The following is a 23,662-nucleotide window of genomic DNA, read 5'->3' as shown; positions in this document are numbered from 1 at the left end:
TCGGTAACTGGTAAATGGTGGCAGACACTCTAATTCTAACTAATATTTTATTCCCTATAGCATAGATATTATTAATACTATTTTTTACTGCAGGAGGGTATATATGGAGGTTGTGGTTAGAAAAGGAGATTCATTATGGCATTACAGCCAGATGTTTCATATAAATTTGCAGCTAATAAATGATTCGAATAGGAATGTCGATCATAATAATCTTTCTGAAGGCCAACGTGTACGAATACCAGGCTTTACTGCCCAGGATTATCAGATTCGCCCTGGCGATACCTTATGGAGTATTGGTCAACGCAGATCTCTTCCCCTAGAGGCTATTACTTTGGTTAATCCCAACCTGGATGAAAAAAATTTAAATGTAGGTCAAACCATTAAGGTTCCAACTAGGATCACTTGGAGATTAGTGGATAGTGGCCAAAGTTATGATTACATCAAATTGATGAATGATATCAAGAGATTATTAGACGTTTATCCGTTTATGCAGATTCCTGTGATTGGTAAGACTGTTCTTGGGAAAAAAATCCCAGAGATCGTCATCGGAACGGGTGAAAAAAGAGTTCATTATAATGGATCATTTCATGCCAATGAATGGATAACCACATCAATCATCATGACCTTTTTAAATGATTATTTATTAGCCCTGACAAATCATAATCTGATCCGCGGATTACCCATGTTTCCACTTTACCAACAAAGCATTTTATCTATTGTCCCAATGGTAAATCCAGATGGAGTAGACCTCGTTCTACATGGCCCCCCAGAAATCGAAAATTGGAATAAAAGAGTGGTTGATTTCAATAAGGGCAGTACAGATTTTACGGACTGGAAAGCTAATATTCGAGGGGTTGACCTAAATGACCAATTCCCGGCTAGATGGGAATTAGAAAAGGCAAGGAATCAGACTGAGCCTGGACCAAGAGATTTTGTGGGAGAAAAACCTTTATCGGAGCCTGAAGCAATGGCAATGGCGAAACTAATAAAAAAACGAGATTTTGTAAGAGTTCTAGCCTTTCATACACAAGGTGAGGTCATCTACTGGGGTTTTGAAAATCTTGAACCTCCTGAATCAGAGGACATTGTGAAAGAATTTAGCCGAGTAAGTGGTTACGAGCCTATCAAAACGATCGAGAGCTATGCCGGTTGCAAGGATTGGTTTATTCAAGATTGGAAGCGACCAGGATTTACGATTGAACTCGGCCGAGGAATAAATCCTCTTCCATTGTCACAATTTGATGAGATCTATCAAAAATCACTGGGAATTTTCTTGGCGGGGCTTTATATGTAAAAAAGGAGGCCGAAAAACTCCTGCCTCCTTTCCCTCTAGATAATATTAGGCTTTTGTATAATTAAGATCCCAAATCACACCAAAGGCATCTTTTACCTTCGCATATTTTGCTCCCCAAAAAGTATCTTGCAGCTCCATATAAACCGCTCCTTTTTGACTAAGAGTATCATATATCTCACGGATTTCATCTTCGCTTTCAAATTCCAGTGTTAATGAAATATTACTCCCTACTACGACAGAATTCCCCGGAAACGCGTCTGAGGCCATTAGGAAAAGATCATCCTTTTTAAATTGAGCATGGATTACACGATCATGCGCCTCTGGCGGTGTCGGATAGTCTGCCTCACCAAAAGTTTGAAGATTTGATATTTCACCGCCGAATACTTCACGGTAGTACTCTAATGCCTCTTTTGCATTTCCATCGAACATTAAGTATGGTGTCGCTGGACCCTTCATTTATAACACTCCCTTTTGATTAACATCAATATTAATTACTACACTTACCGCAACAAGACCTGCTATTCCTAAAAATTAATTTTTATTTCCTCCGACTTCTGATCCCTGATAAGATGCCTTATGAAACTTTTCAATTAACTTAAACAGTTCCTCACCCTTTTCAGGCAAGTTGGTGTCAGGTACCATGTTCAAAAACATAGCTCGGTAAGATTCGGGCACCCATTTGTAATCATGTATGTAATCAGTTAAGGTAAAACCGCACTTTTTCCAAAAATGATTCCTTGAAAGTGTCTCTGGCGTTTCTTCGGATTCAACTTCAATCACCAGACTTTTCATATTTCCTTTGGTCATTGACCATTCTTGAATATACTTCATCATTTTCATGCCTATCCCACGATGCTGCCATTTGTGGTGGACAGCCAAATAATCAATTAGTAGGGCCAGCGTTCCTTCCAACTTCCCGGTCAATGCCATCGCCACTATTTGACCTTCTTCAACTCCAATATGTAGGAAACAAAGCTGTTTCTGAAACATATTCAGAATGATCTTCTCCGGCTTCGCTCCTTTTCCATCGAAAGCTTGATGGTAAATAGGACTCACCTGTTTCCAAAGTTTTTCATCCCATTGATTTATTGTTTGAAATTCCAAGGCAGTTTGCCTCCTACATTTTTCTTTTATTACCAAAATACCCAGTAAGGAAGATTTTTATAAAAAAAAGGACCTTTGAAATAAAATCAAAGGTCCAAATGAGAACTTGGTGGTCTAGGCCAAGTCCTTAATTAGGAGGTCTAAACTCAGAAGAATTTAAACATCTTTATATTACCATTTTCAAAATTTTCTTTCAATCATTATTACTTTAAAGTGTAAAAGTTTTTGCAATTTTAAAAAACAAAAATTTTCCTAGTTGACATACATGTATATACAAGTTAGAATGAAATCGTAATCATAACTTGTATATACAAGCAATGATCGTTTATGAAAACGTACCCATTGACTGTATATAGAGTGATAAAAAAATAGAGGATAGAAAATGGGGACATACCCATTCAAACAGGGGGAAAGACAAATGACGAAGTACACAGATCCTTCAAATGATCTATTAAAACACATTGGCGGTAAAGAAAACATTGCAGCCGTTACCCATTGTGTTACAAGAATGCGGTTCGTTTTAAACGATCCAAGCAAAGCGGATATTAAAGAAATCGAATCCATTAAGCTGGTAAAAGGTACATTTACCCAAGCCGGACAATTCCAAGTCATCATTGGGAATGAAGTATCTAGCTTTTATAATGAATTTGTAAAAATTGCTGGTGTGGATGGAACTTCTAAAGAAGAAGCAAAAGAAGCAGCCAAACAGAATATGAACTGGCTGCAACGAATGATGGCCCACCTAGCCGAAATCTTTACCCCATTAATTCCTGCACTAGTTGTCGGAGGTTTAATCCTCGGATTTAGAAACATCATCGGTGATATCAAATTACTTGATAATGGAACAAAGTCCATCATCGAGGTTTCACAGTTCTGGGCAGGTGTTCATTCCTTCCTATGGTTGATTGGTGAAGCAGTATTCCACTTCCTTCCAGTCGGAATTACCTGGTCGGTTACGAAAAAAATGGGCGGTTCACAAATCCTAGGTATCGTCCTTGGTATTACCCTCGTGTCTCCGCAATTGCTTAATGCCTATGGTGTAGCAGGTGCAAAGGATATTCCTGTCTGGGATTTCGGTTTTGCAAAAATTGAAATGATTGGTTACCAAGCACAAGTAATTCCTGCCATTTTAGCTGGATTAGTGCTTGCTTTCTTAGAAACTAGATTACGTAAAATTGTTCCAAATTCCATTTCGATGATTGTCGTTCCATTCTTAGCGTTAATTCCTACTGTTTTAATCGCTCATACTGTTTTAGGCCCTATCGGCTGGAGCATCGGTTCTGGAATTTCTCATGTAGTGTATTCAAGCTTAACCTCTGCATTTGGCTGGGTATTTGCGGCAATCTTCGGGTTCGCATATGCACCACTTGTTATTACAGGGTTGCACCACATGACGAATGCGATTGACTTACAATTAATGAGTGAACTTGGCGGGACAAACCTATGGCCAATGATTGCACTATCTAATATTGCCCAAGGTTCAGCTGTACTTGCGATGATTTTTATCAATCGTAAAAATGAAGAAGAAAAACAAGTATCGATTCCAGCAGCCATCTCTTGTTACCTTGGAGTAACTGAGCCAGCAATGTTCGGAATTAACTTAAAGTATGGCTTCCCATTCCTTGCTGCGATGATTGGTTCCATGATTGCAGGCGTTGTCTCCGTTGGTAGCCACGTTATGGCTAACTCAATCGGTGTCGGTGGTCTTCCAGGCTTCCTTTCCATCCAAGGTCAGCACATGACGATGTTTGCCATTTCAATGGTTGTAGCCATTGTCGTTCCATTCCTACTAACAATTGTTTTTGCTAAAACACGCATGAATAAATTTTCTTTTAAAAAATAAAAGCTAAATCACATATTTAGGAGGGAGAAATGCTCCCTCCTTTTCTCCATTAAATTACTTAAATTAAATAGGCAGGTGTTTTGAAATGTCAGTTGCATGGTGGAAAAAAGCAGTCGTCTATCAAATCTATCCAAAAAGCTTTAATGATACGACTGGAAATGGAACCGGAGATATCCAAGGCATTATTGAAAAATTAGACTATCTAAAAGATCTCGGTGTAGAAGTCCTTTGGCTTACTCCCATCTATAAATCTCCTCAAAGAGATAATGGTTATGACATCAGCGATTACTATACCATTCATGAAGATTATGGAACGATGGAAGACTTTGACCAGTTGTTAGCAGAGGCCCACAAACGTGGCTTAAAAATCATTATGGATATTGTCATTAATCACACATCCACTGAGCATGAATGGTTTAAACAAGCACGGTCCTCTCGAGATAATCCTTACCGTGACTTCTACATCTGGAAGGACGGCAAGGACGGTGAGACGCCGACAAACTGGGAATCTAAATTTGGTGGTTCGGCATGGGAATATGATGAGACAACTGAACAGTATTACTTACATTTATTCGATGTGACCCAAGCAGATTTAAACTGGGAAAATGAAAAGGTCCGGGCAGCCCTATACGAAATGATGCACTTTTGGTTAAAAAAAGGTGTCGACGGCTTCCGCCTCGATGTCATCAATCTAATTTCCAAAGACCAAAGTTTCCCACAGGATGACAGTGACGGTCGTAAATTCTATACCGATGGAACAAGAATCCATGAATTTTTACATGAAGTGAACGAACAAGTTTTTTCAAAATACGATATTATGACGGTCGGTGAAATGTCATCCACATCGATTGATAACTGCATTAAATACACGAACCCAACCCAAGAAGAATTAAACATGACATTTAGCTTCCATCATTTAAAAGTCGACTATCCCAATGGTGATAAATGGACTAAAGCGGACTTTGATTTTCATACCTTAAAACAGATTTTATCTAATTGGCAGGTTGGAATGAATCAAGGCGGCGGCTGGAATGCCCTCTTCTGGTGTAATCATGACCAGCCACGAGTCGTGTCCCGTTTCGGCGATGATCAAAAATATCATAAGGAATCGGCTAAAATGCTGGCCACCGCCCTTCATATGCTTCAGGGGACCCCTTATATTTATCAGGGCGAAGAATTTGGGATGACCAATCCTAACTTCAACTCGATCGATGAATATCGAGATGTAGAGTCCTTAAATATTTTTAACATCAAGAAAAATGAAGGCATGGACGAGCAGGCGATTATTGACATCCTAAAACAAAAATCCCGTGACAATTCAAGAACGCCAGTCCAATGGAATTCAAATGAAAACGCAGGCTTCACAAGTGGGACTCCTTGGATTCAAACGGCCAGTAATTTTCAGGAAATCAATGCGGAACAGGCACTTAAAGATTCAGACTCTATCTTTTTCCACTATCAAAAACTTATACAATTACGAAAAAGGTATGATGTGATTACAGATGGAAAATATCTCCCTATTTCTAATGAAGATGATGCTATATTTGCATATATTAGAACAAGTGGTTCTGAAAAATTACTAGTGATCAACAATTTTTACGATAAAGAGAAAGCATTCGTTCTCCCAGCTGATTTACATCTTGATGAGTATGATAGTGAGATGTTACTCTCTAATTATGAGGATTCGACACCAATTGGCCCGGAAATCTCCTTGCGGCCATACGAGTCGGTTGTGTATTACCTGAAAAGATGAACGGAGATGTCATAATGACGAACAAGTACCTAACAATTTACAACATTATTGTCGAGCAAATAAAAAGTGGAGAAATTCCGCCACAAACCCTTCTTCCCTCTGAGAACGAATTAAAAGATCAATTCGATACATCGAGAGAAACGATTAGAAAGGCGTTAAATTTGCTTTCGCAAAATGGCTATATCCAAAAAGTTAGAGGAAAAGGTTCGATCGTGATCGACATCAGCAAATTTGATTTTCCTGTTTCGGGGCTGGTTAGTTTTAAAGAACTGGCAAATAAAATGGGCAGTAAACCAAAAACGATTGTGAACGAGCTCTCGTTAATCAAGCCCGATGGTTTTGTCAGGCAGCAGCTTCAGCTGGGAAGTAAGGACCTGGTATGGAAGGTAGTTCGTACAAGGGAAATGGGCGGAGAGAAAATCATTTTAGATAAAGATTTTTTATCTAAAAAGCATGTTCCTTCGCTAACAGAAGAAATTTGTGCGGATTCCATTTACCAATATATTGAAAATCAATTAAACCTGACCATTAGTTTTGCCAAAAAAGAAATTGTCGTTGAAGAACCTTCATTCGAGGATCGCTCCCTATTAGACCTTGAAGGCTTTCACAATGTAGTCGTCATAAAAAACTATGTTTATTTAGATGATGCCACCCTCTTTCAATTTACGGAATCAAGGCATCGGCCTGATAAATTTCGGTTTGTAGATTTTGCTCGCAGATCCCATTGATTTCAGCAAGGAGACCTCCAATCCAATTTCGGGGGTCTCCTTTTTTTACTTCACGACATATTTAGAGTTTCGTATAAAAAGGATTTTGTCCATGATGTTTGTTACAATAGACGTAACCAAATCGTGAGGTGAAAATTGTATGTGCGGCCGATTCACGTTAACAGCTACGTTCGAGGAAATCATTGATCGTTTCGATATTATTTCTTTTCTTGAAGAAGAAAATTATGCTCCAAGTTATAATATTGCTCCATCTCAGGCCGTACTTGCCGTGATTAACGACGGCAAGTCAAATCGGATGGGATTTTTAAAATGGGGCTTAGTTCCGCCCTGGGCAAAGGATGCTTCCATTGGCCATAAGATGATTAATGCCCGAGCAGAAACATTATCGGAAAAGCCGAGCTTCCGAACTGCCTTTAAAAAGAAGCGTTGTCTTGTCATCGCCGATAGTTTTTATGAATGGAAACGACATGAGGATAAAAGCAAAACCCCGATGCGAATTAAACTAAAGTCCGATAATCTGTTTGCCATGGCAGGCATATGGGAGGCTTGGAAATCACCTGAAGGAAAAACGCTCTATACTTGTTCCGTGATTACAACCGAACCCAATGAACTAATGAAAGATATTCATGATCGGATGCCCGTTATTTTGAAGCCAGACGATGAAAAAACATGGCTGGATCCATCCATCTCCGATACCAATGATTTAAGTAAACTACTTATCCCCTTTGATGAAAACTTAATGGAGACTTACGAAGTATCTTCCTTAGTAAACTCACCGAGAAATAACAACGTTGAGCTAATTCAAAAAATTTGTTAGTCCTTTTTAAAAAAATAGGCTTAAATTTTTAAAAATATTTTTTCCATATGGACATGTTTACTACATGCATGTCCAAGGTTCTACATATCATGTATTAACCCATAAAAGTTTTCCTTCTTTAGAAAGTGGTAATCGGCCACTTTCTTTTTTTTATGGATAAAAATGGGCAAAGGCCAGCAAACCGCGCTATAATGGCGGTAAAGAGATAAAAAATGAGAGGAGAATTCTCATGGACCAACTGGTAAAAAAATTTCTGGACCTTCCCACAACTTGTATATCCGACGCTATGGATGGCTTAAATAACCTCCACCCTGCGATTAAACCTCTAAAAGAGGAATATAAGCTTGCTGGAAGAGCATTAACAGTGAAGATTCCTGTCGGTGATAATCTTGCCGTCCTAAAGGCCATCCGCACGTCAAAACCAGGGGATATTTTAGTTATTGATGCTAAAGGAGATCCATATCGTGCCATTGCTGGTGATTTTGTGGTTGGCATGGCTCAAACACTTGGAATCGGTGGAATCGTAGTTGATGGAGTTATTCGTGATATTGTTGGAATCAAGGGCTTGAACTTCCCTGTCTTCTCGAGGGGCACTACCGTTGCAGCAAGTGGTAAGGCCGGAGTTGGAGAGATTAATATCCCGATTTCATGCGGCGGAATGACAGTACATCCAGGCGATATCGTTGTTGGGGACGCGGACGGCGTCGTAGTCATTCCACAAATGGTTGAACAAGCTGTATTGGAAAAGTCCCTCGAAAAATTAAAAAACGATCAGATTAGAGAAGAACGTATAGCTGGTAATCGTGAGGCAGTTATGAAACATTTAGATGAACTCATTAATAGGTAAAAGACTAACTAACCCCTTTTCCATGCGGAACTGGGGTTAGCTATTATCTTATTCGCTCCCTTTCGAGTCCCACCATTCCCGAACCTCAAAAATGCCGATGACTTCATTTTTAGCTTTTTCAAAAACCTCTACCGTTTCGTTAGTGGAATAAGAGAAAATATAGTGGGTGGATGTTTCGCCCAATATTCGAAAGGAACTGATTTCCCCATCTTTCATTTCGATCATATACACTTTTCCGGTCAAAACATCATTTGCTTCGGCTAAATTTTTCATGAATGATCATCTCCTTACATTACTTTACTCTCAGATTAGCAGATTACATGCTTCATAAAATGAAAGAAATTCGAAAAAATAACGAATATTAGTAACACTTGTGGAGATAACAAACACCTACCTTATTTTTTCAAATAGAGAAATAATAAAAATAATTCGATTCCCTTTCAAAACCAATTCTTTCATAGAGTCTTTGGGCAGTAATGTTTTCCTTGCCTGTCTCTAGCATAACCCCTTTTGCTCCTGTTTCCTTTACAAACTGAATCGCGTTATGTATTAATTTCTCCCCAGCACCTTTTCCGCGGAATTGTTCCTTCACATATAAATCATTTAATACCCATGATCGCACCATGCTAACAGAAGAAAAGGATGGATATAACTGAACAAAACCAATGGGATGTTCCCCATCAACAGCCATTAACACAACGGATTCGTCATTCATTATTCTTGCTTTTAAAAACTCTCGTGCTCCCTCCAAGTCGGACGTTTGCTCATAAAATATCCGATATAAATCAAACAATACCGTCAACGCTTCGAGATCATTAATAGTTGCTTTTTGGATAATCAATTTTTATTTCCTCCTAGTTAAGAACAGTTTACTAATCTATGAGATTGAGTGAAATTCACAATATTACAGAAGGATTATCTTAAGTAAATACAGAATATTAAAACATTAATATTGAACACGATATTTGGTCGTTTGTTCAACTCTGTAGAATAATTTTGCTTGGGGGTAAATAGACATGAACACTTCTTTAGAGGTAAGGCACGCTTTGTCTGAAAGAATTATTCCTTTCAATCATAGGCTAGCACCACTATTCATTCGAGACAGCTTACATTCTCTCATTCCGGAAGGCACAGAACATATTTACGTAATAGGGATTGGTTCAAATGTCATAGGTGGTGACAGTCTAGGTCCATTTGTTGGTACCTTACTACATAATCTATACCCTAAACACTTAACAGTATTCGGAAACCTTGAATCTCCCTTAGATGCACAAACACTTATCCCACAGGTTTCTCGGCTTACTCTGCCCCAAAATAGTTTTGTCATTGCCATTGATAGTGTTCTAGGGTATGAAAGAATCGTTAACACTATTGTTGTTCGAGACGGTTCATTGTTGCCTGGGGAAGGTTTAGGAAAAAAACTTCCTCCGATGGGAGATTGCAGCATTATGGGGGTTGTACAAGAAAATGATCCGCGATTGGAATGCTCTCTCCTTTCCACGAATCTGCATCTTATTTTCACTATGGCAACAAATATTGCCAAAGGGATATCACTAGCTGTGAGGCAATATTACAAATATCCTTCGCTCCATCCAATTTTGCATAATTGCTGGTAATGGATGAGGTCGATTTATGTACTATACTTATAGTATCAGATATTTCTATTAATTGAAACGAACCACTTCAAGAGAGAATGAAAAAATGGCCCGGAGATTCCTCCGGACTATTATCTTCCTTCATTCACTATTCCTTTTGATCCCATAAATAATTGACAACGGCATCATATTGTTCTTTTGATAATGAACCTGGAGCGGACTTAGGCATCTTCTTTTCTACAAAACTATAAAGATCCTCTTTCTTTTGAAAATCGGCATGAATTTTCGTTGAATCCAGTTTTACTTGACCGCCAGTAATGTCACCAGAACTATGGCAGGTAATACAGCTTTTTTGAAAGATGTCATCCCCTGCAACCGTGCTAGCGGATTCACTTGCTGGTTTACTAGACGCTTCATTTGATGTGTCATCATCATTACAGGCACTCAATAAACCAATCATTAAAATAAATAATCCCAAACCAAAAATCCTTTTCAAGCTTCCACCCCTTTTTTGGTTTCCTCGGAATGCTTCATACTGGAAATAGAGGCCTACTGGCAATCTCACAGGTAAAAATAAACATGCCCTATGACATCTTATTTCTAAAGTCCTATGATTATTCCTTCATAAATACTATGGTTAAGTTACTTAATTTTCTATTTTGATTCCACTGTATGAATTTTTGACCGAGTGATTTTTTTTGCAAAGAAAAAAGGACAGATAAAGCAGATAACCTGCCTTTATCTATCCTTTTTTCATTTATTCACTTTCGGATTCATCTTTATTAAACCAAAGTGGATCATTATTATCCTCTTCACCATTATAGTTAATAAGGATTTCTTCCCCTGCTTTGATATCCTTGTACGCGTAAAAATCAAACGTGTGATTCGGGAAGTTAATTTCATATGTAGCATTGGGCTCATATGAATGGTTAAACAACATCCCGTATCCTAAAAGAAGTGCGGTGTGGTTAATCCCATATTCAAATGCATAATCAGCAAGCAGTGTTTTCTCTATATGAACATGCTCCTCATTAGGATAAGGAATAACGGGTGCTTCATGGATCAGCTCACCTTTTGCAATATCACGAGTCGCAAATACCCCTCTATTTAATTCCCCATCACTAAGCTTCGAAGTCTTAATCTCAATCATCTTAATCACCTATTTGTACTTTCCATTAAAGTTTTTAATCATAATATAGCTTGCCATTATCTACAGAAGAAAGCAAATGTTTTTTCTTTCCACACATTTTTCGCTGGTGCCTGACACCAAGACAGATAAAACTACAATCATCAAAAAACTGTCAAAAGATATTCTTCACAGCTTTAGGTGAATAAGTCATTTTTTTGAAGAGGAAAACATAAAATAAGAATATATGTTCGCAACAGGAGGCGGGTGCATGGGGAACTTGATTACAGGAGAAATGTTGGTTAAGTATTACGAGCTGAATAAACAGAAAAAGGAAATAGAAATGGAAATGAATGAATTAAAGGATGCCTTTCAAAATTACTTTAATAATCTAGTAGGATCTAATCATAAAGGAGAAATTACCATAAGCGGCTATAAGCTTCAACGGCAAATACGAAAAACAGAAAAATATGACGAGGTTGAAACCATTAAAAGATTAGAAGAATTACAGATGAATGAGCTCATCCAAGTGGTGAAAAAACCAGATGATGTAAAAATCAAAGCCGCTCTTAACCTAGGCTTATTAAATCCCGATCATTTAGAAGGCTGCATAATTTCGACTAGCTCCCCTGCTATTTCAGTGAAACCAATCACACCAAGATAAGGTATGACAAAGACCCCCGCATCTACTCTTTTGATGCAGGGGTTTTTGTTCATAAAATCGTTGTAAATTAAAGGAGGATTTTAGGAAGCAATAAAGAAATACATATATGTACACGCTTACATTTTTCTTTGAAAGGAGAATATCGTTATGGCAAGTCAAGAAAGTTTACTAGTAAGACAATATTTAATGACTGCAAAAGCAAGCCAAACAGCAGGAACTAATATTGAAACAGCTAGACTCGGATTAGAAGCAATATCCGGCTTAACCCCTCTTGCACCAGATATCAACCTCGAAAAAACAAGCATTGAGGGAATTCCTGCTGAATGGGTAACTGCACCTAATGCTATGGAAGACCGAGTTTTCCTTTATCTTCATGGTGGCGCATACATAATGGGAAGCTGTAACACCCATCGTTATTTAGCATCAAAGCTATCGAGGGCAACAGCTGCCCGTGTATTAGTGCCTGAATATCGGCTAGCACCGGAAAATCCATTTCCTGCAGCGATTGAGGATGCCCTAAAGGTATATCGTTGGTTAATTTCCTCTGGTATTGCACCTGAAAGTATCATCATCGGCGGAGACTCAGCAGGTGGCGGTCTAACCTTGGCCACCCTTTTATCATTAAAAGATGAGGATGAAGCCATGCCTGTCTTAGCGGTGCTCCTGTCTCCATGGACAGATATGGAAGGCACAGGAGAATCAATGGAAACAAGGGCCGATGCTGATCCTTGGCTATCACCTGATGCCTCCCGTGCTACACCAGCCTTATATATTCGGGATATGGATCCTCGTCATCCACTCGTTTCACCCATTTATGCTGATCTATCCGGACTTCCGTCCATGTTAGTTCACGTTGGGAATGATGAAATCCTCTTAAGTGATTCGGCTCGTCTTGTAGACCGTGCCCGGGCAGCGGGTGTCGAAGTTACTTTTAAAGTATGGGAAGAAATGTGGCATGTTTTTCAAACGTTTGCTGTCCCAGAAGGTCAACAGGCGATTGACGAAATTGGGGATTTTGTTCAAAAGCATTTGGAGTATTAGTTTTCCTTCAATTCATTAACTTTTTAAGAATATAGCAAGTTCCATCTTCGGCAAAAAATAAAGATTCCCCTTCTTTCACGTTGAAATTAACATTTTTTTTGTCATAAATCAGTTTTGCTAATTTTTCAAATTTCTCAACGACTTCTTTTGATGGGTTTACAATGATATCTTGTTTTCCATGTGTCGTAACAAATCCTTTCGGGTTATATTTCCTTTCGGGCTTTAATTCTGTACTCCAACTGCCATCTAGAAGAACGGAACATGCGGTAAACTTTGTTTTTCTGGTTTGAACAGACCAAAGCTTTCGACAATTACAACGATGTATTTTGAATTTCATCACCCAATACCCTCTTTCAACTGAAAAATTCAAAATATGATTATTGTAAATTGTATTCCCGCAGTTTAATAATTATTTATAGTAGTCTGATTGAAGATAGGTCCTCCAAAGAATTTGATATTGTTCCAGTTAATGGTATAATTGCCATTGAAGTTTATTACAAAGGGGTTATCGCAAATGTCAGTTGATGTTTATCTTAATTTTAATGGAAACTGTCGTGAGGCAGCAGAGTTTTACGCGGTGGTTTTTGGTACAGAAAAACCACAAATTATGACTTTCGGGGAAGCGCCTCCAAACCCAGAATATCAACTTCCAGAAGAAGCAAAAAACTTGGTTATGCACACACGACTGAACATTGATGGAAGCAACGTCATGTTCTCTGATGTTTTTCCTGGAATGCCTTTTGTAGCTGGTAACAACATAAGCCTTGCTATTGTAAATAAGGACTTGGATAAAATTAAATCTTATTTTAACAAACTTCAAGAAGGCGGCACGGTAGTCATGGAGCTTCAAGAAACATTCTGGAGCAAATGCTACGGCTCCCTAAAAGACAAGTTTGGAATTGAATGGCAATTTAATTACGATAATGGCGAAAGCGTAATGTAATTGGGTTTAATAAGGAAGACCGGGCAAATTTGCCCGGTCCTTTTTTGTTTATTTTGAATTTTTTATAAGGGCATCATACGCTTCCTAAGGGTACCATTAAACCTCGATTTGCTGACTTACTTTTGATTGCTCTTCGTCTTGTCCCCACCCTTTGCAAACATCAATCCATTCTTTAGCAAATGAATACTGATATAATTCATCTTTCGTTAATTCGATTGCAGAGTTCGTGCTGCCACAAGCGGGGAAAACTGTCTCGAAGCGCTGCATTGATACATCCAAATAGACTTCAAGCTCATTATTAAGCCCAAACGGACAAACACCGCCAATGGCATGACCAGTTTGTTCGAGAACTTCATCTGGTGAGAGCATCCTTGCTTTGAATCCGAATTGATGACGAAACTTCTTATTATCAATTTTTGCATCACCTGCAGCAACAATTAAAATAGCTTTTTCCTCGCTCCCTCTAAAAGATAAAGTTTTCGCAATTCGAGCTGAAGCTACTCCGATGGTCTCGGCAGCCTGTTCCACTGTGGCACTTGAGGTGTCAAATTCCATTACATCTCCATCACGATCCCATTGTTTAAAATGGGCCATCACACTTTCCAATGACATCTTATACATCCTTTCCCTAACGTATTATTAGAATAATATCATACTTTAAAGGGATAAAGCGAAAAGACGTCTTGTACCAGTAAGTTAGGTAATGTTTATATTTTTATTACCAAATTTTATATTGATTTTCAATATTGTCAAAATCAATTCTTCCTTTTTTCATCTTTGGAGGACAAATCGAGTTATATTTCAGGATTATTTCATTAATGGCATCTATCAAGTTCATTATTTCAAATTCAGCGGATTCTAGTTCTTTTAATGATATGGCTTTAGAAATCTCATATCTGATTTCCTTTTGTAAAATTACAAATGGGGGGAGATAACCAGCATCGCTAGCTGTGTTGAGGAAATTGGAATAGACATCCCCAGAAAATAGAAGGGATGGAATGGGTTTGCCGAATCGCGGGTGCTTTTTGATTTCCTCATCTAATTGGGAATCACTTACTATTTGATCCATCAAATCTGCATGACCAGCTTTCTTATAGACCATAAATTCTCTTCTCCTCTCAACTTCAAACATATATTTTCTTTATTCGCTACTCCCCTCATATAATCCTTTCATTAAAAATGATTTTTCCATAAGTTTTTTAAACTAGTTTCCTAAGAAGTGTTATAATCATTGTTATATTTAAAAGATTAGGATATTAGTATTGGTTCATAACGGAGGGATCAAATGAATTCGCAAGTAGCAGTAATGTCCTCCCCAAGGATAAAAGGCATTTTTTTAGTGCTGATTGCTGCGACATTATGGGGTGTTTCAGGAACTGTCGCTCAATACTTATTTCATCAACAAGGATTTAGTACCAACTGGCTAGTTGTTAACAGGCTGATTTTTTCAGGTTTTGGTTTGTTATTTTTTTCTCATACGGTGGGGAAACAGAATATCTGGACCATTTGGAGAAATAAACAGGATATCTTCCGCCTAGTAATCTTTGGTGTTATTGGCATGTTTGGCGTACAATATACGTATTTCGCTGCCATCGAACAAGGAAATGCAGCAACGGCAACCGTTTTGCAGTACCTTGCACCAGTGATTATTGTCTGTTATTTAAGTTTTCGTGCAAAGGAATTACCCAAAATACATGAAGTAATTGCGATTGGATTAGCCATCTTCGGAACCTTTCTACTAGTGACGAAGGGTAATATCCATTCACTCTCCATTTCATCCTCTGCCTTTACATGGGGAATTCTATCTGCTTTTGCACTCGCTTTTTATACACTCTATCCTGGAAGTTTGTTGAATAAATGGGGGTCGCTTCTTACTGTTGGCTGGGGAATGATGATCGGTGGGATTGGCTTTAGCTTAATTCATCCTCCATGGAAGTTTCAAGGCCATTGGAGCTTAACGTCCTTTCTAGCTGTAGTTTTTGTGATTATTTTCGGTACTTTAATCGCCTTTTTTTGTTTTATGGAAAGCCTTAAATACATTTGTGCTTCTGAAGCTAGTCTTCTCGCTTGTGTCGAGCCATTATCAGCGGCCTTTTTAGCCGTAGCCTGGCTCCAAGTATCATTCGGCCCTGCCGAATGGATTGGGTCCATTTCAATAATTTCAACTATTTTTATTTTATCTGCTGTTAAACGGTAATCATAGCTTTAAAAATGGTGCCTGACACCACTAAGTAAATAAAAGAAGCAGACNNGTCTGCTTCTTTTATTTACTCACCTAAATCAACGTTATGGTACACTTGTTGAACGTCTTCTAGGTCTTCTAATACATCAATCATTTTCTCGAATTTAGCTTGTGCGTCTTCAGGAAGGTCAATTTCATTTTGCGCAAGCATCGTTAGTTCAGCCACAGTAAAATCAGTAATCCCCGCATTTTTGAATGCTTCCTGCACGGCATGGAATTGTTCTGGCTCAGCATAAACAATCACCGACTCATCTTCTTCAATGATGTCACGTACATCAACATCTGCTTCCATCAACAATTCAAGTACATCGTCCGCCGTTTTTCCTTCGACGCCGATAACAGCAGTTGCATCAAACATATAAGCAACTGATCCACTTACTCCCATGTTTCCGCCGTTTTTACCAAATGCAGCACGTACATCGGAAGCCGTGCGGTTCACGTTGTTTGTTAGGGCATCAACAATAACCATCGACCCGTTTGGACCGAAGCCTTCATACCGAAGTTCAGAATAGCTTTCCTCAGAACCGCCTTTAGCTTTTTCAATTGCTCGGTCAATAATGTGTTTGGGTACATTGTATGTTTTTGCACGCTCTAATACGAATTTTAAAGATTGATTCGATTCAGGATTTGGTTCACCCTGTCTAGCAGCTACATAGATTTCAACACCAAATTTCGCATAAATACGGCTCGTATTTGCATCCTTTGAAGCTTTTTTTTCTTTAATATTGTTCCACTTACGTCCCATTATGAACACTCTCTTTCCGCTTTTGAATCTACACAAAATTATTAATATGAAACTAGATCTACTTCAAGACATGTTCCAAATAATAATTAAGTGTTCATTACTTATTTGATTGTTTCTATCATTGACAAATAATATTATACAGTAATTGCATCATTTGTTAAGAGTCTATTACTTAAATTCAGTTAAGAAATTGCTTTTAGTATAGATTAAATGACAAAAAGAGGTCGAAACCGATGAGTTTCGACCTCTTCATAGTATTAGATAACTAAACCAGCATTTGAAACAGCGTACTATCTTTATTGACTTCGCGATATAAAAAGCCCTTCGCTTTGATTCGTTCAATTAATGGTGTGTAGTCTTCCTTATCCTTTAGTTCAATTCCAACCAAGGCTGGACCTGTTTCTCGATTATTCTTTTTCGTATATTCAAAATGGCTAATATCATCGTTTGGTCCAAGGACATCATCCAAAAACTCACGTAACGCACCCGGGCGTTGCGGGAATTGAACAATAAAATAATGCTGCAGTCCTTCATAAATTTTTGAGCGCTCTTTGATTTCCTGCATCCGACCAATATCATTGTTACCGCCACTTACGATACAGACAACCGTTTTGCCCTTAATTTCATCTGCATACATATCCAAGGCTGCTACAGAAAGGGCTCCAGTCGGCTCCACAACGATGGCATTTTCATTGTATAACGATAATAATGTCGTGCAAACCTTTCCTTCCGGAACAACAAGAATATCATCAACGATTTCTTTGCAAATGCTAAAGGTCATTGATCCCACCGTCTTCACAGCTGCACCATCCACGAACGGGTCAATTTCTTTCAATGAGGTAACTTCCCCTTTTAAAAATGATTCCTTCATACCAGGTGCACCTTGTGGCTCGACACCAATTAATTGCGTTTCTGGAGAATAGTGCCTTAAATACGTGCCTACCCCAGATAAAAGCCCGCCTCCGCCAATTGCGGCAAACAGATAGTCAATTTTTTCAGGGCAATCATTGAGCAATTCAACGGCAACCGTCCCTTGTCCAGCAATCACATCGGGATCATCAAAGGGGTGAATAAATGTCCGATTTTCCTCTTGACTGCATTCCCTTGCTTTTTCATAAGCATCGTCAAAGGTATCCCCAACCAAAACAATCTCAACATCATCTTTACCCCAAAATTTAACTTGTTTTACCTTTTGCTTTGGTGTTGTACTTGGCATAAAGATTTTCCCATGAATATTTAAGAGATGACAAGAATAAGCAACCCCCTGCGCATGGTTTCCTGCACTTGCACAGATAATTCCATTCTTTAACTCATCTTCATTTAGTTTCTTAATTCGATTATATGCGCCGCGGATTTTAAAGGAACGAACGCTTTGTAAATCCTCTCGTTTTAAGTAGACATGGCAGCCGTATCGTTCTGACAACAAGTGATTGTATTGCAGGGGAGTTGGTGAAATAACATCCTTAATGGTATGGCTGGCAATAATAATATCCTCCACATTAAACACTTTCTTATCAACTTGTTGATTCATCTTCCTTTTCCCTCCTAATTTTTTGCATCCATAAAGAAATTTTCATTAGAATAAATACATTTTTTAAACACAAAAAACTCGCCCCCAATGTATAGGGACGAGTTAACTCGCGATACCACCCTACTTCCGCAACAAACAAACACTGCGGCTCTCGATTAACGTACCATTCTAAGTACGTGTTCCATTGTAACGGCGGAATTTCCGGTCTAGCTTACTTAACAGTTTCAGCTACACATCTCCGAGATGATCTTCGAATACGTCCTGACATCGACTTTCAGCAACTGTCGACTCTCTGTAGAACAAGGGCTTAATCTACTTTTCTCATCATTGATTCATCTTCAATTTTTATAAGGTTACCACTGAAAAAATAACCTGTCAATATTTTTTGACTATTTTAATTATTTAGTTAATTATAAAGCGCTTACATCGTTTTTAGGGTTCTTTCACCTATTTCATTCCCTTAAATTTTATATTTTATTTCGCCATCGATGATCGTCATTTCAATTTCAGTTTGGAGTAGATCATCAGGATTCTCCATTGTAAATAAGTTTTTAGAATAAACCGTTAGATCCGCTAGTTTTCCTCTTGAAATCGTACCTTTTTGATTTTCTTCATTGGTGGCAAATGAGCCCCCAACTGTAAATAACTTAACGGCATCAATCATCGAGAGCTTCTCTTTGGCGTTCCAGCCTTCATGATGATCCCCAGGAGTTCTACGAGTTATCGCAGCATGGATGCCAAGCAGAGGGTCTATAGGTTCAATTGGTGCATCGGACCCGCCAGCACATAATACGCCCGAATCAAGTAACGTTTTCCATGCATATAAATATGGCTCCCTCTTTTTGCCTACTCTTTCTTTCACCCATGGATAATCACCCACCACGAACCTTGGTTGAATATCAGCAATCCGACTCGAATCAACTAAGCGGTGAATTAAATCATTCCGAACCAGGGATGTGTGAATAATCCGATCACGATATTCCACTCTTGGCAATTGATCAAGTACATCTAGAACATTTTCTAACGCCTTGTCACCAATCGTATGTACAGCTAGTGGCATGGAGTAATCTCGTACCTCTTTTACCACTCTATAAAGGGTTTCTTGGTCAAACATGGCATCCCCAAGCTGGTTTGGCTCATCGTGATAGGGTTCTGAAAGTAGCGCAGTTCTTCTCCCAAATGCTCCATCAGCAAAAATTTTTATTGCTCCTATTTGTAATTTCTCATTTCCATAGCCTGCATACAATCCTCTTTCTTTCAATTGATTAAGATAGGGGTAATCAATGAGCAGATTACAGCGTAAGCCTTGGGCTTCATGGTTAATTAATTCATCATACATTTTATACGTTGATTCCAAACCGCCTAAATAAGCAGGATCATTGGTATGTACACTTGTTAAACCCTTCTTCACTGCAAATTGCATCGCTTGTTGCAAGCCATTCTTTAACTCTTGATATGTTCGTACCGGTATGTATTTTGTTATCAGCTGGGAAGCCGATTCGAGCAGCATCCCTGTCGGCTTTTTGGTAATCGGATCAAGTACAACTGTTCCGCCAGTTGGAATATTAATCTCCGGATAATACTGGCTCATTTCAAGTGCCTTGCTATTCACTAAAAAGGCATGGTGACAAATCCGTTTTAGATAAACAGGACAGTGTGGTGCAACAAAGTCTAACTCTCCTATTGTAGGAATAGTTCCTCCTTTAAAAAGGTTTTCATCCCAGCCCATACCGACAAGCCACTTTCCAGGCGCAACTTTATTCGCCTTCTCCCTAATTTTATCAAGCATTTCGCTTTTTGATTTTACACCCGTTAAATCAAGGTCTAAAAAGTTGAAAGCTACACCTGAAAGATGCAGGTGGCTATCAGTCAATCCAGGTGTAACCATTTTCCCCTGTAAATCAATTATGTTTGACCCTTTTCTACCCCATTGTAGGATCATCTCGTCGTGAGAACCTATATCTACAATTCTACCTTTCTCAACAACCACAGCTTCCACTACCGGCTGATTCGTTTCCAAAGTATAAATTGTTCCATTTGTAAAAATTGTCTTTGTCATCAAAACCCTCCTACCTAAATAGAACTTATCTCCTATTATAATTATGAGCGATTATATTATTTTTATAATTAAACGGTTGAACCCTTTTAGTATACAGCAAAACAAATTTTAAAAAAATTCATGAAAAAATTATCGCAAACATGCAAAAAAACTCTTTCCGGTCGAATGGAAAGAGTTTTTTAACAGCTTATCGAGTTATTTAATCAGATCCTGTAATTAACAAATCATCTTGGATGGTTGCTAGGGCTGTTTGAGTAGTAACTTCTTGGCCCTTCTTAATAGGTATAGATGTGATATACCCGCTGATCCCGATCGAAATCTCTTCAATTCTACCATTCTGGGTTTTTATTAAAAACAGTTTTTCCCACTCATATACATGGTCGTTTTCCTCTGTTAAAACAGTTTCCACGGTCCCAGAACATGGACTGAAAATAACTTCTTCCACTACTACTGACAATTTTCGTCACTCCTTTTTTAATTTCGTACAGTCATAGAACAGATAGAGATTTTTCCGTCCATCCTTGTAGGGAGATTTCAATCATTTAAAGGTTACTCTACTCCTTTTAAACCCATCCTCTGAAACGAGAGGCCTCCGCAACTTTCTTTATTCCAACCATATAAGCTGCTAAACGCATGTCTACTTGATGTGTTTTAGAAGTTTGATAGATAGTATCAAACGAGCTAACCATTACCTTCTTCAGCTTTTCTTCTACTTCTTCCTCAGTCCAATAATAACCTTGATTATTTTGCACCCATTCAAAATAAGATACAGTTACCCCGCCTGCGCTTGCAAGGATGTCAGGAACAAGAATAATACCACGTTCCGTTAGTATCTTTGTTGCCTCGATTGTTGTCGGACCATTCGCTGCTTCCACAACAATCGCTGCTTTAATATTGGCAGCATTTTTGGCTGTGATTTGGTTCGAGATAGCTGCAGGCACTAGAATATCACACTCTAATTCAAGTAGCTCTTGGTTTGTGATCGTATTTTTAAATAGTTGCGAGAAGGTGCCGAAGCTATCCCTTCGATCAAGCAAGTAATTAATATCAAGTCCGTTTGGATCGTATATAGCGCCATACACATCGGATACAGCAACAACCTTAGCACCTGCATCATGCATAAATTTGGCCAAATAACTTCCCGCATTCCCAAAGCCTTGAATGACTACACGGGCTCCTTGCAACTGTTTCCCTATTTTCTTGACTGCTTCTTCAATACAAATTGTTACACCACGGGCAGTCGCTGTTTCACGGCCTTGAGAACCTCCAAGGACGATTGGTTTCCCAGTAATAAATCCTGGTGAATCAAATTCACGTAAACGGCTGTACTCATCCATCATCCATGCCATAATTTGTGAATTCGTATAAACATCCGGTGCTGGAATGTCTTTTGAAGGTCCTACGATTTGGCTGACCGCACGAACATAGCCGCGGCTTAAACCTTCCAGCTCTCTAAAGGACATATTTCGCGGATCACAAATGATACCGCCTTTACCGCCGCCATAGGGAAGATTCGTGATTCCACACTTTAAGCTCATCCAAATGGACAACGCTTTTACTTCTTCTTCATCCACTTCAGGATGGAAACGGACGCCGCCTTTAGTTGGGCCGACCGCATCATTATGCTGGGAGCGATAGCCCGTAAATATTTTGACAGAACCATCATCCATTTTTACGGGAATACGGACTGTTAACAATCTGATCGGTTCTTTTAGTAATTCATACATTTCGCTATTATAGCCCAATTTTGATAATGCTTGTTGAATAATCGTTTGGGTTGAATTGAATAAATTTAATGATTCTTGTTCTTTTTGTTGTTCTTTTTCCATTTCAGTTACTATCGCTTTAACAGACATGACTTACACCCCGTCGTATAATAGATTATTAGCTTTTTTATTTAGGCTCTGTTATATTTGGCTGTTGATTTCCGCTCCAGGCGCTTCGCTTTCCGCGGGCGGTCCGGGGAGCCTCCTCGGACCCGCCCTCCCGCAGGAGTCTTCGCGCCTTCCGCTCCAATCAACATGTGCCAAAATCAACAATAAGCTTTAACATAGCCTTTATTTAAAAATTAACTTAAAACTGTTTTGATTTTTTCAAAAGCCCAATCGATTTCTTCTTTTGTAATAGTAAGCGGTGGAGCAAAACGAATAACGGTATCATGTGTTTCTTTACATAATAAACCTTTTTCTTTTAACTGCTCACAATAAGGTCTTGCAGCTTCTGTTAGTTCTACTCCGATAAATAATCCTCGGCCTCTTATTGTTTTAATTTTTGGATTATCGATAGATTGTAATTGTTCAAAGAAGTATTTACCTAATTCAAGTGAACGTTCGGCTAGTTTTTCTTCTTCAATTACATCCAAGGCTGCAAGCGATACTGCGCAAGCAAGTGGATTTCCCCCAAACGTTGAACCGTGGGAACCTGGATTGAATACGCCTAATACATCCGAATTGGCAACAACACAAGATATTGGGAACACACCGCCGCCTAGTGCTTTACCTAGTATCAACATGTCAGGGTTTACATCTTCCCAATCACATGCAAACATTTTTCCAGTACGTGCCAAGCCTACTTGAATCTCATCAGCAATGAATAATACTTTGTTTTCTTTACATAAATCAGATGCCGCTTTCAAAAATCCTTCTGGTGGTAAAATAATTCCTGCTTCACCTTGAATTGGCTCAATTAAAAATGCTGCTGTGTTTGGTGTGATCGCTGCTTTCAATGCTTCGAGGTCACCGTAAGGAATTAAGTTGATTCCAGGCAGCATCGGACCAAAACCACGCTTATATTCCGGATCAGATGATAAGGAAACGGCACCCATTGTACGGCCGTGGAAATTCCCTACGCAGGCAATAATTTCTGCTTGATTTTCAGCAATCCCTTTTACATCATAACCCCAGCGACGTGCTGCTTTTAGTGCTGTTTCAACAGCTTCTGCTCCAGTATTCATTGGGAGTGCCATATTTTTATTGGTTAACTGACAAATTTTCTCGTACCATGGACCAAGTTGATCATTATGAAATGCACGGGAAGTAAGCGTTACTTTATCGGCTTGGTCTTTCAATGCTTGAATAATTTTTGGATGACGATGTCCTTGGTTAACAGCAGAATAAGCGCTTAGCATATCCATGTAACGATTACCTTCTGGACTTTCTACCCAAACTCCTTCTGCCTTTGCAATAACGATTGGCAGTGGATGATAGTTATTTGCACCAAATTTATCTGTTTGTTCTATGATTTGATTTGTTTTAGTTGTCTCAGTTACTGTCATTATAGTTCCTCCTTCAAATTTCCTCGACAGGTTGAGTAAAACCCACCTCCACCTAT

The 23,662-nt window shown here is 38.8% G+C and carries 26 protein-coding genes and 1 other annotated feature; of the genes, 11 read left to right on the top strand and 15 right to left on the bottom strand.

All coding sequences use genetic code 11. The features are described from left to right. The first annotated feature begins 103 nt into the window (after positions 1 to 103). Positions 104 to 1,294, top strand: a complete 1,191-nt coding sequence (locus tag COE25_RS23090; protein WP_098934287.1) for a M14 family metallopeptidase — start codon at positions 104 to 106, stop codon at positions 1,292 to 1,294. A 45-nt stretch (positions 1,295 to 1,339) separates the two neighbouring features. On the opposite strand, the gene COE25_RS23085 is transcribed toward COE25_RS23090, so the two are convergent. Then, a complete protein-coding gene (locus COE25_RS23085) occupies positions 1,340 to 1,750 on the bottom strand; it encodes a VOC family protein (RefSeq protein WP_098934286.1) in 411 nt (136 codons plus the stop codon). Positions 1,751 to 1,825: 75 nt separating this feature from the next. Then, positions 1,826 to 2,398 carry a GNAT family N-acetyltransferase gene (locus COE25_RS23080; protein ID WP_098934285.1) on the bottom strand — a complete coding sequence of 191 codons (573 nt, stop codon included), beginning with the start codon at positions 2,396 to 2,398 and terminating at the stop codon, positions 1,826 to 1,828. A gap of 418 nt (positions 2,399 to 2,816) precedes the next feature. Here COE25_RS23080 and treP point away from each other — a divergent pair, with 418 nt between their 5' ends. The 5 genes from treP to COE25_RS23055 all read left to right on the top strand — a co-directional run bounded on the left by treP (position 2,817) and on the right by COE25_RS23055 (position 8,386). Continuing rightward, positions 2,817 to 4,241 carry a PTS system trehalose-specific EIIBC component gene (gene treP, locus COE25_RS23075; RefSeq protein ID WP_098934284.1) on the top strand — a complete coding sequence of 475 codons (1,425 nt, stop codon included), beginning with the start codon at positions 2,817 to 2,819 and terminating at the stop codon, positions 4,239 to 4,241. 85 nt (positions 4,242 to 4,326) lie between these two features. Beyond that, positions 4,327 to 5,994 (top strand): alpha,alpha-phosphotrehalase, encoded by a 1,668-nt coding sequence (gene treC / locus COE25_RS23070; protein WP_098934283.1) that lies wholly within the window; start codon positions 4,327 to 4,329, stop codon positions 5,992 to 5,994. Positions 5,995 to 6,008: 14 nt separating this feature from the next. After that, positions 6,009 to 6,722 (top strand): trehalose operon repressor, encoded by a 714-nt coding sequence (gene treR / locus COE25_RS23065; RefSeq protein ID WP_088087754.1) that lies wholly within the window; start codon positions 6,009 to 6,011, stop codon positions 6,720 to 6,722. Positions 6,723 to 6,861: 139 nt separating this feature from the next. Further along, positions 6,862 to 7,539, top strand: a complete 678-nt coding sequence (locus COE25_RS23060; protein ID WP_098934282.1) for an SOS response-associated peptidase — start codon at positions 6,862 to 6,864, stop codon at positions 7,537 to 7,539. A 229-nt stretch (positions 7,540 to 7,768) separates the two neighbouring features. Continuing rightward, the gene (locus COE25_RS23055; RefSeq protein WP_088087756.1) at positions 7,769 to 8,386 is read left to right on the top strand and encodes an RraA family protein; all 618 of its coding nucleotides are present in this window, start codon (positions 7,769 to 7,771) and stop codon (positions 8,384 to 8,386) included. A 48-nt stretch (positions 8,387 to 8,434) separates the two neighbouring features. Here the strand turns inward: COE25_RS23055 and COE25_RS23050 are convergent, their stop codons facing one another. After that, a complete protein-coding gene (locus COE25_RS23050; protein WP_098934281.1) occupies positions 8,435 to 8,659 on the bottom strand; it encodes a hypothetical protein in 225 nt (74 codons plus the stop codon). Between the two features lie 130 nt (positions 8,660 to 8,789). Then, the gene (locus tag COE25_RS23045; protein WP_098934280.1) at positions 8,790 to 9,227 is read right to left on the bottom strand and encodes a GNAT family N-acetyltransferase; all 438 of its coding nucleotides are present in this window, start codon (positions 9,225 to 9,227) and stop codon (positions 8,790 to 8,792) included. Positions 9,228 to 9,402: 175 nt separating this feature from the next. On the opposite strand from COE25_RS23045, the gene yyaC reads away from it, so the two are divergent. Continuing rightward, on the top strand, positions 9,403 to 10,002 hold the full coding sequence (gene yyaC, locus COE25_RS23040; RefSeq protein ID WP_098934279.1) for a spore protease YyaC: 600 nt from the start codon (positions 9,403 to 9,405) through the stop codon (positions 10,000 to 10,002). Between the two features lie 127 nt (positions 10,003 to 10,129). On the opposite strand, the gene COE25_RS23035 is transcribed toward yyaC, so the two are convergent. Then, entirely contained in the window at positions 10,130 to 10,477 is a 348-nt protein-coding gene (locus COE25_RS23035) for a c-type cytochrome (protein ID WP_098934278.1), read from the bottom strand. A gap of 261 nt (positions 10,478 to 10,738) precedes the next feature. Beyond that, positions 10,739 to 11,131 carry an SET domain-containing protein gene (locus COE25_RS23030; protein WP_142292176.1) on the bottom strand — a complete coding sequence of 131 codons (393 nt, stop codon included), beginning with the start codon at positions 11,129 to 11,131 and terminating at the stop codon, positions 10,739 to 10,741. 247 nt (positions 11,132 to 11,378) lie between these two features. On the opposite strand from COE25_RS23030, the gene COE25_RS23025 reads away from it, so the two are divergent. Then, on the top strand, positions 11,379 to 11,771 hold the full coding sequence (locus COE25_RS23025) for a hypothetical protein (protein WP_179195849.1): 393 nt from the start codon (positions 11,379 to 11,381) through the stop codon (positions 11,769 to 11,771). 147 nt (positions 11,772 to 11,918) lie between these two features. Next, the gene (locus tag COE25_RS23020) at positions 11,919 to 12,812 is read left to right on the top strand and encodes an alpha/beta hydrolase (RefSeq protein ID WP_098934277.1); all 894 of its coding nucleotides are present in this window, start codon (positions 11,919 to 11,921) and stop codon (positions 12,810 to 12,812) included. Positions 12,813 to 12,819: 7 nt separating this feature from the next. Here the strand turns inward: COE25_RS23020 and COE25_RS23015 are convergent, their stop codons facing one another. Continuing rightward, positions 12,820 to 13,149, bottom strand: coding sequence for a hypothetical protein (locus COE25_RS23015; RefSeq protein ID WP_088087763.1), 330 nt, complete (start codon positions 13,147 to 13,149; stop codon positions 12,820 to 12,822). Between the two features lie 177 nt (positions 13,150 to 13,326). Here COE25_RS23015 and COE25_RS23010 point away from each other — a divergent pair, with 177 nt between their 5' ends. Further along, on the top strand, positions 13,327 to 13,755 hold the full coding sequence (locus COE25_RS23010; RefSeq protein WP_088087764.1) for a VOC family protein: 429 nt from the start codon (positions 13,327 to 13,329) through the stop codon (positions 13,753 to 13,755). Positions 13,756 to 13,851: 96 nt separating this feature from the next. Here COE25_RS23010 and COE25_RS23005 read toward each other — a convergent pair whose 3' ends face one another. Both COE25_RS23005 and COE25_RS23000 read right to left on the bottom strand, forming a co-directional pair. Further along, positions 13,852 to 14,367 carry a YbaK/EbsC family protein gene (locus COE25_RS23005; protein ID WP_098934276.1) on the bottom strand — a complete coding sequence of 172 codons (516 nt, stop codon included), beginning with the start codon at positions 14,365 to 14,367 and terminating at the stop codon, positions 13,852 to 13,854. Between the two features lie 106 nt (positions 14,368 to 14,473). Further along, positions 14,474 to 14,857, bottom strand: a complete 384-nt coding sequence (locus COE25_RS23000; RefSeq protein WP_098934275.1) for a hypothetical protein — start codon at positions 14,855 to 14,857, stop codon at positions 14,474 to 14,476. Positions 14,858 to 15,040: 183 nt separating this feature from the next. Here COE25_RS23000 and COE25_RS22995 point away from each other — a divergent pair, with 183 nt between their 5' ends. Next, positions 15,041 to 15,952: a DMT family transporter gene (locus tag COE25_RS22995; protein ID WP_098934274.1), complete on the top strand. Its 912-nt coding sequence runs from the start codon at positions 15,041 to 15,043 to the stop codon at positions 15,950 to 15,952. Positions 15,953 to 16,022: 70 nt separating this feature from the next. On the opposite strand, the gene COE25_RS22990 is transcribed toward COE25_RS22995, so the two are convergent. The 6 genes from COE25_RS22990 to COE25_RS22965 form a co-directional block, all read right to left on the bottom strand. Further along, positions 16,023 to 16,742: a YebC/PmpR family DNA-binding transcriptional regulator gene (locus COE25_RS22990; RefSeq protein WP_088087768.1), complete on the bottom strand. Its 720-nt coding sequence runs from the start codon at positions 16,740 to 16,742 to the stop codon at positions 16,023 to 16,025. Between the two features lie 265 nt (positions 16,743 to 17,007). Further along, entirely contained in the window at positions 17,008 to 18,273 is a 1,266-nt protein-coding gene (ilvA, locus tag COE25_RS22985; protein WP_088087769.1) for a threonine ammonia-lyase IlvA, read from the bottom strand. Between the two features lie 90 nt (positions 18,274 to 18,363). Beyond that, positions 18,364 to 18,610 (bottom strand) — a binding site (T-box leader). 123 nt (positions 18,611 to 18,733) lie between these two features. After that, positions 18,734 to 20,332, bottom strand: coding sequence for an amidohydrolase (locus tag COE25_RS22980; protein WP_098934273.1), 1,599 nt, complete (start codon positions 20,330 to 20,332; stop codon positions 18,734 to 18,736). A 199-nt stretch (positions 20,333 to 20,531) separates the two neighbouring features. Further along, positions 20,532 to 20,789, bottom strand: coding sequence for a biotin/lipoyl attachment domain-containing protein (locus COE25_RS22975; protein WP_088087771.1), 258 nt, complete (start codon positions 20,787 to 20,789; stop codon positions 20,532 to 20,534). A 106-nt stretch (positions 20,790 to 20,895) separates the two neighbouring features. Then, the gene (locus tag COE25_RS22970; protein ID WP_256942571.1) at positions 20,896 to 22,161 is read right to left on the bottom strand and encodes a Glu/Leu/Phe/Val family dehydrogenase; all 1,266 of its coding nucleotides are present in this window, start codon (positions 22,159 to 22,161) and stop codon (positions 20,896 to 20,898) included. 239 nt (positions 22,162 to 22,400) lie between these two features. Further along, positions 22,401 to 23,606, bottom strand: a complete 1,206-nt coding sequence (locus COE25_RS22965) for an ornithine--oxo-acid transaminase (RefSeq protein ID WP_098934272.1) — start codon at positions 23,604 to 23,606, stop codon at positions 22,401 to 22,403. Between the last annotated feature and the right edge of the window lie 56 nt (positions 23,607 to 23,662).

This window comes from Bacillus sp. AFS031507, from assembly GCF_002584635.1.
GTDB lineage: Bacteria > Bacillota > Bacilli > Bacillales > Cytobacillaceae > Neobacillus.
Note: the sequence above shows the minus strand (reverse complement) of the source record. Positions and strands in the feature narration are given on the sequence as shown.

What these genes read in the sequence shown, in the direction of transcription:
- COE25_RS23090 (WP_098934287.1), top strand. Translation starts at nt 104, where the DNA reads ATGGAGGTTGTGGTTAGAAAAGGAGATTCATTATGGCATTACAGCCAG.
- COE25_RS23085 (WP_098934286.1), bottom strand. Translation starts at nt 1,750, where the DNA reads ATGAAGGGTCCAGCGACACCATACTTAATGTTCGATGGAAATGCAAAA.
- treP (WP_098934284.1), top strand. Translation starts at nt 2,817, where the DNA reads ATGACGAAGTACACAGATCCTTCAAATGATCTATTAAAACACATTGGC.
- treC (WP_098934283.1), top strand. Translation starts at nt 4,327, where the DNA reads ATGTCAGTTGCATGGTGGAAAAAAGCAGTCGTCTATCAAATCTATCCA.
- treR (WP_088087754.1), top strand. Translation starts at nt 6,009, where the DNA reads ATGACGAACAAGTACCTAACAATTTACAACATTATTGTCGAGCAAATA.
- COE25_RS23060 (WP_098934282.1), top strand. Translation starts at nt 6,862, where the DNA reads ATGTGCGGCCGATTCACGTTAACAGCTACGTTCGAGGAAATCATTGAT.
- COE25_RS23055 (WP_088087756.1), top strand. Translation starts at nt 7,769, where the DNA reads ATGGACCAACTGGTAAAAAAATTTCTGGACCTTCCCACAACTTGTATA.
- COE25_RS23050 (WP_098934281.1), bottom strand. Translation starts at nt 8,659, where the DNA reads ATGAAAAATTTAGCCGAAGCAAATGATGTTTTGACCGGAAAAGTGTAT.
- yyaC (WP_098934279.1), top strand. Translation starts at nt 9,403, where the DNA reads ATGAACACTTCTTTAGAGGTAAGGCACGCTTTGTCTGAAAGAATTATT.
- COE25_RS23030 (WP_142292176.1), bottom strand. Translation starts at nt 11,131, where the DNA reads ATGATTGAGATTAAGACTTCGAAGCTTAGTGATGGGGAATTAAATAGA.
- COE25_RS23025 (WP_179195849.1), top strand. Translation starts at nt 11,379, where the DNA reads ATGGGGAACTTGATTACAGGAGAAATGTTGGTTAAGTATTACGAGCTG.
- COE25_RS23020 (WP_098934277.1), top strand. Translation starts at nt 11,919, where the DNA reads ATGGCAAGTCAAGAAAGTTTACTAGTAAGACAATATTTAATGACTGCA.
- COE25_RS23015 (WP_088087763.1), bottom strand. Translation starts at nt 13,149, where the DNA reads ATGAAATTCAAAATACATCGTTGTAATTGTCGAAAGCTTTGGTCTGTT.
- COE25_RS23010 (WP_088087764.1), top strand. Translation starts at nt 13,327, where the DNA reads ATGTCAGTTGATGTTTATCTTAATTTTAATGGAAACTGTCGTGAGGCA.
- COE25_RS23005 (WP_098934276.1), bottom strand. Translation starts at nt 14,367, where the DNA reads ATGTCATTGGAAAGTGTGATGGCCCATTTTAAACAATGGGATCGTGAT.
- COE25_RS23000 (WP_098934275.1), bottom strand. Translation starts at nt 14,857, where the DNA reads ATGGTCTATAAGAAAGCTGGTCATGCAGATTTGATGGATCAAATAGTA.
- COE25_RS22995 (WP_098934274.1), top strand. Translation starts at nt 15,041, where the DNA reads ATGAATTCGCAAGTAGCAGTAATGTCCTCCCCAAGGATAAAAGGCATT.
- COE25_RS22990 (WP_088087768.1), bottom strand. Translation starts at nt 16,742, where the DNA reads ATGGGACGTAAGTGGAACAATATTAAAGAAAAAAAAGCTTCAAAGGAT.
- ilvA (WP_088087769.1), bottom strand. Translation starts at nt 18,273, where the DNA reads ATGAATCAACAAGTTGATAAGAAAGTGTTTAATGTGGAGGATATTATT.
- COE25_RS22980 (WP_098934273.1), bottom strand. Translation starts at nt 20,332, where the DNA reads ATGACAAAGACAATTTTTACAAATGGAACAATTTATACTTTGGAAACG.
- COE25_RS22970 (WP_256942571.1), bottom strand. Translation starts at nt 22,161, where the DNA reads ATGGAAAAAGAACAACAAAAAGAACAAGAATCATTAAATTTATTCAAT.
- COE25_RS22965 (WP_098934272.1), bottom strand. Translation starts at nt 23,606, where the DNA reads ATGACAGTAACTGAGACAACTAAAACAAATCAAATCATAGAACAAACA.